The sequence below is a fragment of the Streptomyces sp. NPDC046303 genome, assembly GCF_055588085.1.
On the sequence record NZ_JBVJFA010000017.1, the window covers coordinates 163,447 to 173,992 of the forward strand.

Annotated in this window: 10 protein-coding genes; 6 read left to right on the forward strand and 4 right to left on the reverse strand. The window is 74.8% G+C overall.

What is annotated here, in order from left to right:
• Positions 1-53: 53 nt before the first annotated feature.
• Complete coding sequence (locus tag ACZ6I1_RS19920) at positions 54-482, reverse strand: ATP-binding protein (RefSeq protein ID WP_469288876.1); 429 nt, start codon at positions 480-482, stop codon at positions 54-56.
• A 246-nt stretch (positions 483-728) separates the two neighbouring features.
• Here ACZ6I1_RS19920 and ACZ6I1_RS19925 point away from each other — a divergent pair, with 246 nt between their 5' ends.
• Both ACZ6I1_RS19925 and ACZ6I1_RS19930 read left to right on the forward strand, forming a co-directional pair.
• Complete coding sequence (locus ACZ6I1_RS19925; RefSeq protein ID WP_469288878.1) at positions 729-1,727, forward strand: alpha/beta hydrolase fold domain-containing protein; 999 nt, start codon at positions 729-731, stop codon at positions 1,725-1,727.
• A 7-nt stretch (positions 1,728-1,734) separates the two neighbouring features.
• Positions 1,735-2,511 (forward strand): phosphatase PAP2 family protein, encoded by a 777-nt coding sequence (locus tag ACZ6I1_RS19930; RefSeq protein WP_469288880.1) that lies wholly within the window; start codon positions 1,735-1,737, stop codon positions 2,509-2,511.
• A 94-nt stretch (positions 2,512-2,605) separates the two neighbouring features.
• Here ACZ6I1_RS19930 and ACZ6I1_RS19935 read toward each other — a convergent pair whose 3' ends face one another.
• The 3 genes from ACZ6I1_RS19935 to ACZ6I1_RS19945 form a co-directional block, all read right to left on the reverse strand.
• Positions 2,606-3,613: a LacI family DNA-binding transcriptional regulator gene (locus ACZ6I1_RS19935; protein ID WP_469288882.1), complete on the reverse strand. Its 1,008-nt coding sequence runs from the start codon at positions 3,611-3,613 to the stop codon at positions 2,606-2,608.
• Between the two features lie 54 nt (positions 3,614-3,667).
• Positions 3,668-5,194 (reverse strand): carboxylesterase/lipase family protein, encoded by a 1,527-nt coding sequence (locus ACZ6I1_RS19940; protein ID WP_469288883.1) that lies wholly within the window; start codon positions 5,192-5,194, stop codon positions 3,668-3,670.
• A gap of 114 nt (positions 5,195-5,308) precedes the next feature.
• Entirely contained in the window at positions 5,309-6,004 is a 696-nt protein-coding gene (locus ACZ6I1_RS19945; protein ID WP_469288885.1) for a phosphatase PAP2 family protein, read from the reverse strand.
• A 541-nt stretch (positions 6,005-6,545) separates the two neighbouring features.
• Here ACZ6I1_RS19945 and ACZ6I1_RS19950 point away from each other — a divergent pair.
• The 4 genes from ACZ6I1_RS19950 (at position 6,546) to ACZ6I1_RS19965 (ending at position 10,455) form a co-directional block, all read left to right on the forward strand.
• The gene (locus tag ACZ6I1_RS19950; protein ID WP_469288887.1) at positions 6,546-7,280 is read left to right on the forward strand and encodes an MFS transporter; all 735 of its coding nucleotides are present in this window, start codon (positions 6,546-6,548) and stop codon (positions 7,278-7,280) included.
• Positions 7,280-7,810: an MFS transporter gene (locus ACZ6I1_RS19955; protein ID WP_469288888.1), complete on the forward strand. Its 531-nt coding sequence runs from the start codon at positions 7,280-7,282 to the stop codon at positions 7,808-7,810. The genes ACZ6I1_RS19950 and ACZ6I1_RS19955 overlap by 1 nt, the downstream gene beginning before the upstream one ends.
• Before the next feature lie 138 nt (positions 7,811-7,948).
• Entirely contained in the window at positions 7,949-8,866 is a 918-nt protein-coding gene (gene surE / locus ACZ6I1_RS19960) for a 5'/3'-nucleotidase SurE (protein ID WP_469288890.1), read from the forward strand.
• Complete coding sequence (locus ACZ6I1_RS19965) at positions 8,863-10,455, forward strand: carboxylesterase/lipase family protein (protein WP_469288892.1); 1,593 nt, start codon at positions 8,863-8,865, stop codon at positions 10,453-10,455. The genes surE and ACZ6I1_RS19965 overlap by 4 nt, the downstream gene beginning before the upstream one ends.
• The last annotated feature ends 91 nt before the right edge of the window (positions 10,456-10,546 follow it).

Consider the following 10,546-nt stretch of genomic DNA (forward strand, 5'->3'; position numbering starts at 1 on the left):
CATTGCGCGATATCGCTGCCGTCACACGCGCCCCGGCGACCCCGGACCGCGACTCAGACGGCCGGGACGCGCACGCGGACGGACGTGCCGAACTCATCGGCCGACAGGGCGAGTTCGCCGCCCATCCCGGCCACCAGCAGTTGCACCATCAGCAGTCCGCGCCCGTCTTCGGCGTCCGGGTCGACGGCCGCGCGGGGCGCCGGCAGCCGCGGAAGCGACGCGCCCTGGTTGGCGACCTCCAGTCGGATCCATCCGCCATCGGAGGCCACTGCCACCCGCATCCAGCCGGCGCCCACGTGCCGGACGACGTTGCCGACGAGCTCGCTGACGGCCAGCAGCAGGGCGTCCGACGCGTCGAGCGGGATCCGCCACCCTTCGAGCACGGCCCGCACCCGGGCCCTGGCCTGCGGTACGGCCACCGGGCCGGGGTCTCTGACCCAGTGGGTGACGCTGCGGACCGAACCGCCGATGGTGGTGAGCATGACGTGCTCCCGAAGGGGGGAAGGCGACGCAACCGCCAGGACGGGCTGGGGTGGCTCGCGTGGCTCGCGTAATCGATATCGAGAACCCGACCGACTTCTGGCCCTTGTCGCCAGCGGAAATGCATCGCTAGAGTCGTGATTACACGTGTAACACGTTACGTCTCCCCCGGTGGCCCGCGCAAGCATTTCGGACAAACGTCATGAAGTACGCGCCCGCCCCGGCCGCCCCACCTTGGAAGGGCCGCAATGACGCAGACTCCCCCGGCATCGACCCCCGCACCGGCCCCGGCCGAGTTCGACACCGCCGACATGACCTGGCCGCCTCCGCCGTACCGGCCGCCGGTGGCGCCCGTGACCGGCGCTGACGGGGTGCGCCGATTCGACGGGGTCACCTACGCGACCACGCCCGGCTACCGCCCGCGGCTGCTCGACGTCCAGGTGCCCGCCGGCGAGGGCCCCTTCCCCGCCGTCATCTGGATCCACGGCGGCGGCTGGCTGGACGGCGACCGCCGCTACCCGCCGCCGACCGTGCCCGCCGACCTGCTGCACGGCGCGGTCCTCGGCGCCGGGCTCGCGCTGGTCTCCGTCGACTACCGGCACAGCCTGGAGGCGCCCTTCCCGGCCCAGCTGCACGACGTGAAGGCCGCGATCCGCTACGTCCGCGCGTTCGCCGGCGTCTTCGGCATCGAGCCCGACCGGATCGGCGTCTGGGGCGAGTCGGCCGGCGGCCACCTGGCCGCACTCGCCGGTCTCACCGGGCCCGGCACGGAGGGCGGCGCCGCGCTCGAGGGCACGGAGGGCGTCGGCTCCGGCGAGACCGGGGTGCTGGCCGTCGTCGACTGGTACGGCTGCTCCGACCTGGTCGCCCTCGCCGCGCACCCCATGCCGCCGATGCCCTCCGAGGTCGCGTTCCCCGACCCGTACGAGGCCCTGCTCGGCGCCCCCGTCGCCGAGGACCCGGAGCCGGCGCGGGCGGCCAGCCCGGTGACGTACGCCGGGGCCCCGCCCCTGCCGCCGTTCCTGCTGGTGCACGGGACCCGCGACGGCCTGGTGCCCTACAGCCAGAGCGAGGCCCTCGCCGCGGCGCTGCGCGATGCCGGGGGCGAGGTCACCCTGCGGCCCGTCGAAGGCGCGGACCACATCTTCCTCGGCTCCCCTGACATTCCCGGGATCGTCGCGCAGAGCGTGGCCTTCCTCGCCGGGCACCTCGCTCCCGCGGGCTCGAGAGCCGGCCGTGACCAGTAGCCCGCCCGTGACCAGCGGTCCGCCCGTGACCAGCGGTCCGGTCGGGATCGAAGCCGCGCGCGCCGACGGGTCCGCCGCCGGGGCGCCGCGCGGCCGGGGCGCGCTGTTCCTGGGCCTGCTGTTCCTGGGGGCCGCCGCGTCGGCGGCCGTCGTGGTCCGGGCGGACGTCGCCGATCCTCCCTTCCAGGCGTTGGACCAGCGCTGGCTGACCTGGATGGGCGGCCCGCACGAGGGGGCGTACGCGGCCGTCGCCTCGGGACTGGACTGGTTCGGCGGCCCGTTCGGCGCGATCGTCCCGCTCGCTCTGCTGGCCCTGCTGCTCGTGCGGGGGCGCCGGGTGTCGGCCGGGTTCCTGCTGCTGGCCTTCCTGGGCGGCAACCTGCTCGTCGTCCAGGGCCTCAAGCGCCTGGTGGACCGGCCGCGCCCGGAGCACCCGCTGGTCCGCGTCGACCACGGATCCTTCCCGTCCGGGCACGCCGCGACGGCGGCGCTCCTCGTGGTCGTCGTCGGGGTGCTGCTGGTCCCGGCCGCCCGGCGGCGGCTGTGGTGGGCGGCGGGCACGGTCTTCACGCTGGCCATGATGTGGAGCCGTACGTGGCTGCACGCGCACTGGCTCAGCGACACCGTGGCCGGCGCCGCGGCGGGCGCGGGGGCGGGACTGGTGGTGTGGTGGCTGCTGCGGCCTGCGCTCGAGCGTGAGCGCGTCCGCGAGCGCCGCGGCCGGGGCCGGGGCCGCGACCGCCGGGGGGCCGCCGCGGGTTCGGCCGGAGACGGTATCGGCTGACCGGCACGCCGCGTCTTCTGCGACGGCGGGCCGGACACGGCCGGCGCGAGGCCGTCCACACCGTCCGCCACCATCCGAAGGTGGCGGACGGTGCTCAGGAGGTCTGGCGGTGGACGAGTACGGCCTCGACGGGCGCTACCGGCGGGGCCGTTCCGGTCTCGATCAGCTCGTGCACGGTGTCCGCGATCCGCGCGGCCGGGGGCAGCTCAAGCCGGACCGTGGTCAGCGCGGGCTGCTGGAGCGCGGAGAGGACGAGGTCGTCGGAGCCGACCATGGCGACCTCGTCCGGTACCGGGATGCCCTCGGCCTGGAACGCGTGCAGGAGCAGGGCCGCGTACTCGTCGTTGTACGCGAAGACGGAGTCCAGGTTCAGGCTCCGCCACCGCCGGGCGAGTGCGGTCGCGGATTCGCGGGTGTAGGCCAGCTCCACCGGGGTGACGGTCGCCATGCTGCGCGCGGCGACCGACTCGGCTCCCGCGAGGCGCGGCTGGGCGAGCGTGCCGAGGCCCCGCTCGAGGGGCATGACGACGCCGATCCGGCTGCGGCCCCGGCCGATGAGGTGCTCGGCCGCGGTGGCGCCGATCCGGGCGTGGTCGAAGCCGACGGTGTGCACGCCCTCGACGGGGTGGGACGCGAAGGCGAGCAGGCCCCGCACCCCGGCGCGGCGCAGCAGCTCGGCCGCCTGGCCGGTGAAGCGGTCCCCGTCCATCGCGACCACTGCCGCGGGACGCAGTTCGGCCCAGGCACGGGCGGCGTCGAGGGGGTCGGCGAAGCGGCCGGCGTGGAGCACGGCCGTGTAGCCGTGGCGGTCGAGCTCGCTGTGCAGGTCGTCCACCCAGTCGCTGACGAGCCGGCCGATCGCGGAGATCGAGGCGGGCATCAGGACGAGGTTGCTGCGGCCGGCGCGCAGCGACCGGGCGGCGGCGTGCGGGACGTAGCCGAGCCGGCGCGCCGCGTCGCGGACCCGGGCGCGAGTGGTCTCGCTGACGCGGTGGCCGGGGGTGTCGTTCAGCACGAAGGAGACGGTGGCGCGTGACACCCCGGCGAGCCGGGCCACGTCGGCACTGGTGATGGGCGCGGGGACGCGGGTGTCGTCTGCCATGACGTCCCTCGGGGCTCCTTCGGGCGGACTGGGTGCAGTGTGGTGCAGCTCCTTTCAGGTTACACGAGTCAGATGAAGCCGCCGCGAGGCGCCGGCGAGGTCGTCGAGGGCGCCGCTGACCGAGTCGAAGCGCATCGTGGTGCGCGTCCGGCTGTCGTACGGCTGCCAGGACGGCAGGCCGGAGTGGTTCGGATCACCGGTGCGTACGAAGGCGATCCAGGCGTGGTGCATGGCGTGCGCGAGGCCGTCGCGTACGCCGGGGGCCAGTCCGGCCAGGAAGGGCGCGTGCGACCACTGGTCGAAGTTGTCGAAGGTGAAGGGGAGTTCCAGACAGTGCGTGGCGCCGAGCCGGCCCTCGTACGCGGGGGTGGGCAGGTCGAACTGGTAGGCGTGGACGGGCCGGCCGAGCACGGCCCTCTCCTCGGCGAGCCGTACGGCGGGGACCCGGAAGAGCTCGTCCGTGATCAGGTCCATGAGGACGTCGTGCGGGCGGGCGCCGGGGCGGGTCCGCTCGTACTCGGCGTACACGGAGGGAGCGCCGGCGCCGCCGAAGGTCTCCGCGATGCGGTCGGTGACCTGCTGCCGGGTCGCGGCGGTGTACCCCTCGTCGAGGGCGAAGCCGAAGGTGGCCTCTTCCCGGGTCCAGCCGACCAGGACGTCGATTCCGGCGGCCGCCGCGCCGAGCAGGGCCTCGGCCGGGTGCTGCGGGAGGGTGGCTGCGTCGATCACGGGCAGGAAGGGGGTCGGCCAGTGGCCCCACCGCGTGGTCCGCGCGAACAGTCCGACGCCCGCTGCGATCAGCGCGGGCCAGGGCAGCGCGCGCAGCTCCGCCTCGTCCTTGGCCCCGGCGAGCTCCAGGTAGGCGGCGGTGCGCTCCAGGGCGGCGTCCGGGCCGGGGAGGTCGAGGCCCAGGGGCGGGCTCTGCAGGATCACCCGCTTGATCAGGCCCCGTGTCTGCGGATGGCCGGCGAGGGCGGCGGTGGACACCGCGCCGCCCGACTGTCCGGCGACCGTGACGGAGTCCGGGTCGCCGCCGAAGGAGGCGATGTTCTCCCGTACCCAGTGCAGGGCGGCGAGCTGGTCGGTGAGCCAGTGGTTGGCGCCTTCGCCGGGGCCGAGGCAGAGGTAACCGAGCGGACCGATGCGGTAGTTGACGCTCACGACCACGAGGTCGCCGTCGCGTGCGAAGGTCGCGCCCGAGTACCCGGGCAGCGAACCGGAGCCGGACACGAAGCCGCCGCCGTGGATCCATACGAGGACCGGGCGGCGGGGTCCGTCGGCGGCGGGGGTCCACACGTTGAGGGTCAGGCAGTCCTCGTCGAAGGGGGGCGCACCGTGGCCTCCGAGCACCGGGTCGCCGCCGTCCCGGTAGAGCTGCGGCGCGCTGGGGCCGTCGGCGGTGGCGTCCCGGATTCCGCTCCAGCCCGGGTGCGGGCGGGCGGGTCTCCAGCGCAGGTCGCCGATCGGCGGTGCGGCGTACGGCACGCCGCGGAAGACGAGGAGACCGCCTTCGGCCGCGCCGCGGAGCCGCCCTGCGGGCAGGTCCACGACCATCTGGTCCTCGTCCGGGAGGTGAGCCATGAGCCGGTCCTTTCCTGGCCGCGCGCCGGATGCGCGGCGACACCGCGAGACTATTGCGTTAATTTCTCGACCGTCAATATTCCTCCATGACGGATACTTTGCGGGGCGCGGGCCTCACAGCCACAGGCTGTCCGCGGCCATGCGGTCCGCCTCCGCGCGCAGCAGCGGGGCGAAGACCCGCCACAGCACCAGGCAGCATCCGGCGCCGAGCAGGGCGCCCGCGAAGGTGTCACTGAGCCATTGGGCGTGCAGCCAGGTCCTGCTGCCCATCATCGCGAGGACGTACCCGGCCCCGACCGGCCACCACCAGCGTCGCGCACGCGGCGGGAACACCACCAGTCCGGCCACGATCACCAGGGTCACCGCGCTGAACACCTGGCCGGACGGGTACGAGCCCTCGTTGACCAGGACCCACGGGTGCGGCGGACGCGGGCGGTCGGCCAGCTGCTTGAGCGGCAGGACCACGAAGAGGTGGGCCGCGACGGACGCGGCGAGGACGAAGAGCGCCGAGCGCCAGCGCCCGTACACGCAGAGGACGCCGATCAGCGCCAGCGGCAGGACCAGGCCGAGCGGGCCGCCGAGCCGGTCGAGGACGAGGGCGAACCCGCCCTCCCCGTCGGCGGACGACCTGTTCACCGCGGCCGCCCACCAGTCGTCGAGCCCCTGGAAGAAGGGCCGTTCGACGGCGCGGAGCAGCAGGGCGACCAGGAGCGGTACGAGCAGGAGGACGATCCCGCAGGCGAGTGCGTGGCGCGGCGGAGCGGCCGGCAGCGGGTGCGGCGACGGGACGCGGGAGGGAGGGGAGGGCATGGCGGGCCTTTCACGGTCGTCCCGGGGGCGGTCACGGGAGGGCGAGCGGCGAGCGGTCGGCGGTTCGCCAGTGACGGGGCGGCGAGCGGCGGGGCGGGACGGGGCAGCGCGGGGCGGGGGCGCCGAGCGCGGGGGCAGGACAGGGCGGGCCGGCGGACAAGAGGAACCGGCGGGGCGGGCGGCGACGTAGGAGCCCCTGGCGGGCGGCGGCCACGGCACACGGCGGCACGGAGTATGGCCGAGACCCGGCTGCCGCACAAGCCCCGGTTACACGTCATGGCAGGACCGATCTCTTCGCGGTCACGATCCGGGCCGCGGGCGCGCGCAACCCCTGGCGTTGGCCGGAAATGGGTGCTACACAAGGTCCAGCGCTGAAGGTGACACGTGTAACACCGAGGAAATCCGCGCTCGTCCGCCGCTCCCCCGGCGCCTCCGGCTGCTGCCGCGTGCCCCCTGCCGCCGCTCCCCGCGTATGCGGCCCCCACATCCGCAACCGGCACCCCTCCCCCTCCACCTCCCCGCTCCGCCCCGAGGAGTCGTCATGGCCCTGCCCGACGTCGTCGATCCCGTCCCCGCCGTCCCCGAACCGCCGCGCCAGCGCGGCCTGCTGCCCTTGCTGCTGTTCGCCAACTCCGCCATGCTGGCGGTCTACATGGGCGTGGGCTCGGTCCTGCTGCCCCTTCAGATCGCCGCGATCGACCCGGTCAACAAGGTCGCCGTGCTGGGCCTGATCGGCGGAGTCAGCTCGATCTTCGCCACCGCCTTCAACCCGATCGCGGGCGCCCTGTCCGACCGCAGCGGGCGCCGCAGCCCCTGGATCCTGGGCGGCGCCCTCGCCTCGCTCGCGGCGCTGGCCTTCCTCGGCAGCGTGGGCACCGCGCTCCTCGTCGGCATCGGCTGGTGCCTGGTGCAGGCCACCATGAACGTCTACCAGGCCGCGGTCACCGCGATCGTGCCCGACCGCATCCCGGCGGCCCGCCGCGGCACCGCGTCCGCGCTGGTCGGCCTGGGTCTGCCGATCGGCGGCACGGTCGGCGTCCTCATCGCCTCCCAGACCGCGGACCACCTGCGGACGGGCTACCTCGTCTTCGGCGCCCTCGTCGCCGTGGCGGCGCTGCTGCTCACCACCTTCTGCCGGGACCTCCCGCGCACGGCGGCCGCCACCGCCGCGGCGACGGCCGCCGCAGCCGCCGCCCCAAGGGCGCCCGGCTCGCCGCCTTCCTCTCCTCCCTGGGCCACCACGACTTCCGCTGGGCCTTCATCGGCCGGGCCCTGATGGTCCTCGGGTACTTCTCGGTCGTCGGCTACCAGCTGTACATCCTCGACGACCACATCGCGCTGCCCGCCGGACTGACCCCGCCCGCCGCGATGGCCGTCCTCACCCCCGTGTCGATGGTCGCGATGGCCCTGTCGACCGTGCTGGGCGGCCTGCTGTCCGATCGGTGGAACCGCCGCAAGGTGTTCGTCGGCGTCTCGGCCGCCCTCGCCGGACTGGTCATGGCGGTCCCCGTGGTGAGTCCCACGTGGACCGGCATGATCGTCTTCAGTGCGCTCAACGGCCTCGCCTTCGGCTGCTTCATGGCCGTCGACACCGCGCTGGTCACCCTCGTCCTCCCCCGGGCCGAGGACGCCGCCCGCGACATGGGCGTCCTCAACATCGCCAACGCCGGGCCGCAGATCATCGCCCCCTTCGTCGCCTCCGCCATCGTCACCGGACTGGGCGGCTACACCCCGCTCTTCCTGGCCGGCGGGGCCCTGTCGCTGATCGGAGCACTCGCCATCCTCCCGATCCGCAGCGTGCGCTGACCCCGGATCCCACGCCCCCGGATCCCACGCCCCCCGGGACCCCGCGTCCCGCGGACCCCGCGTGCCCCAGACCCCGCGTGCCCCAGACCCCGCGTACCCGAACCCTGCGCCACCCCACCCCTCCGAAGGAGCATCCCCGTGAGACGCAAGCGTGTTCTGCCGCTGGCCGCCCTGCTGCTGTGCACCCCGGCCCTGGCCGGCACGGCGCCCGCGGCCGCCGCCCCGCAGGCCGCCTCCCCGTCGCAGCCCGCCGCCCCGCTGCGGATCCTGCTGACCAACGACGACGGCTACAACGCTCCCGGCATCCGGAAGGCGTTCGAGCGGCTGACCGCGGCCGGTCACGACGTGACGATCGTGGCCCCGCTCACCAACCAGAGCGGCACCGGCACGAAGATGATGAGCGGTCCCACCCTCGCCGTGAAGCATCCCGAGCCCAAGGTGTGGGCCGTGGACGGCACGCCGGGCGACTCCGTCGCCTTCGGGCTGGCCGAGGTCTTCGCGGACCGGGCCCCCGACCTCGTGGTCTCCGGCACCAACTTCGGCCCGAACGTCGCCGGGCTCGCCACCCACTCCGGTACGGTCGGCGGCGCCGTCGCCGCGCTGGAGTCGGGCGTGCCGGCCATCGCCCTCAGCACCGGTGGGCTGAGCGCGCCCGACCCGGTCACCACCGTCAACGCGATGGGCCCGACGGTCGACTTCGCCGTCAAGCTGATCGACCGGCTGCGGGCGCGGGCCCGGTCCGGGCGGCTGCTGCCCGCGGGGGTCGGCCTCAACGTCAACCACCCGGTCGTCGGCGCGGACGGTACGGGGACGGCCGCCGGTGTGGCCGCGACCTTCCAGGATCCGCAGAACGTCCTCCAGCCGGACTTCACCGACTCCGGCGACGGCACCTGGAAGGTGACCGTCAAGGTGGCGCTGCGACCAGCGGCCAAGGGCGGCGACATCGAGGCCGTCGGCGCGGGCCGGATCGCCGTGAGCCCGATGAACGCCGACTGGAACACCGGCCCGGCCGACCATGCCGCGACCTCCGCCCTGATCGCAGGGCTCCGCCCGTGAAACGCCGGAAGGGACCCCTGTTCGGCGCCGTCCTCGGCCTGGCGGTGGCCCTGCTCACCCCGGCCGTACCGGCGGCGGCGCGGTCCGGCGGCCCACCCCCACCCGTGGTCGCCCTCGCGCAGGGCGCCCTGCGCGGACAGGACCGGGACGGGGCACAGGAGTTCCTGGGCGTGCCCTACGCCGCTCCCCCGGTCGGGGACGCGCGGCTGCGGGCCCCGCGGCCGCCGGCTCGCTGGAGCGGAGTACGAGAGGCCGGCCAACAGGCGCCCGCCTGCCTGCAGTTCTCCCCGTTCGGCCTGCGCGATCCGGGGGCCGTCAGCGAGGACTGCCTGTACCTGGACGTGTACCGGCCGCGGACGGCCCGCCCCGGAGCCCGGCTGCCGGTGGTCTTCTGGATGCACGGGGGCGCGTACAGCCAGGGCACCGGAACGCAGTTCGGCGGGCGGACCATGGCCGAGCTCACCCAGACCGTGGTGGTCAGCATCAACTACCGGCTGGGACAGCTCGGTTATCTGGACCTTACCGAGCTGAACGGGCCGCGGGAGGTGCGGTCCGGCTCCTTCGGCCTGATGGACCAGATCGCGGCGCTGCGGTGGACCCGGGAGAACATCGGCGCGTTCGGCGGGAATCCGGAGAACGTGACGGTCTCCGGCCAGTCCGCGGGCAGCGGTTCCGTGTGCGGACTGCTGGCCGCCCCCTCGGCCGCCGGCCTGTTCCACCGGGCGGTGCTGCAGAGCGGCCCGTGCACTCTGCTCCGGACGCCTGACAGCGCCCGCGCCCAGGCTCTCGCCCGGGAGTTCGCCGCGCAGGCGGGCTGCGGAGATCCGGCCGGGGTGGCGGCGTGCCTGCGCGGCGCCTCGGGGGCGGCGCTGGTCGCAGCCGCGCGTACGCTGCCCACCCCGGGTCCGGCGTCGGGCGACGGCCTGCTGCCGGCCGATCCGGTGCGGGCCCTGCGGAGCGGCGCGTGGAACAAGGTGCCGGTCCTGATCGGCAGCACCCGTTCCGAGGGCCGCCTCTTCGTCGCGCTGACGCAGCCGCACCTGACCTGGGAGCAGTACGCGGCGCAGGTCCTCGCGGGGTACGGGGACGCGGGGCCCGAGGTGCTCGCACGCTATCCGGTCGAGGCCCACGGCTCGCCCTATCTGGCGTACTCGGCCGTCCTGACCGACTCGGCCTTCGCCTGCCACACCGCCTGGACGGCGGAGCTGTTCGCCTCCCAAGTGCCGACGTACGCCTATGAGTTCGACGATCCGCGGTCGCCGACGCTGGCCGGGGCGCAGGTGCCGGGCCTCGATCAGGCGAACGGGCACAGTGCCGAGCTCGCCTATCTGCACGACTTCACCATGGGCGAGCGCCCGCTGACCCCGGTGCAGGTGGCGCTGGCGACCCGGATGAAGCGCTACTGGGGCGCCTTCGCCCGCCTCGGCGCCCCCGTCGTGCCGGGTCAGGCCCCCTGGCCGGCGGCCGTCCCCGGTTCCGGGGCGGCGCCGGTGCTCACCCTCGGCCCGGTGGAGTCGGGGGCGGGCTCGTCGTTCGGGGCGGACCACCAGTGCGCGTTCTGGCGGACCCTGCCGGACCGGCCGCTCTAGGGGGTGTCTGACGGAGGTCCGTGGTGAAGGAGCGGTGTCCGGTGCGTGCTCTCGGCGTGCCGGCCGGATGCCCGCGTACTGGACGTACGTG

Excerpts from the sequence above, each read along its gene's own strand:
- ACZ6I1_RS19920 (WP_469288876.1), bottom strand. The coding sequence starts at position 482 with ATGCTCACCACCATCGGCGGTTCGGTCCGCAGCGTCACCCACTGGGTC.
- ACZ6I1_RS19925 (WP_469288878.1), top strand. The coding sequence starts at position 729 with ATGACGCAGACTCCCCCGGCATCGACCCCCGCACCGGCCCCGGCCGAG.
- ACZ6I1_RS19935 (WP_469288882.1), bottom strand. The coding sequence starts at position 3,613 with ATGGCAGACGACACCCGCGTCCCCGCGCCCATCACCAGTGCCGACGTG.
- ACZ6I1_RS19940 (WP_469288883.1), bottom strand. The coding sequence starts at position 5,194 with ATGGCTCACCTCCCGGACGAGGACCAGATGGTCGTGGACCTGCCCGCA.
- ACZ6I1_RS19945 (WP_469288885.1), bottom strand. The coding sequence starts at position 6,004 with ATGCCCTCCCCTCCCTCCCGCGTCCCGTCGCCGCACCCGCTGCCGGCC.
- ACZ6I1_RS19950 (WP_469288887.1), top strand. The coding sequence starts at position 6,546 with ATGGCCCTGCCCGACGTCGTCGATCCCGTCCCCGCCGTCCCCGAACCG.
- ACZ6I1_RS19955 (WP_469288888.1), top strand. The coding sequence starts at position 7,280 with ATGGTCCTCGGGTACTTCTCGGTCGTCGGCTACCAGCTGTACATCCTC.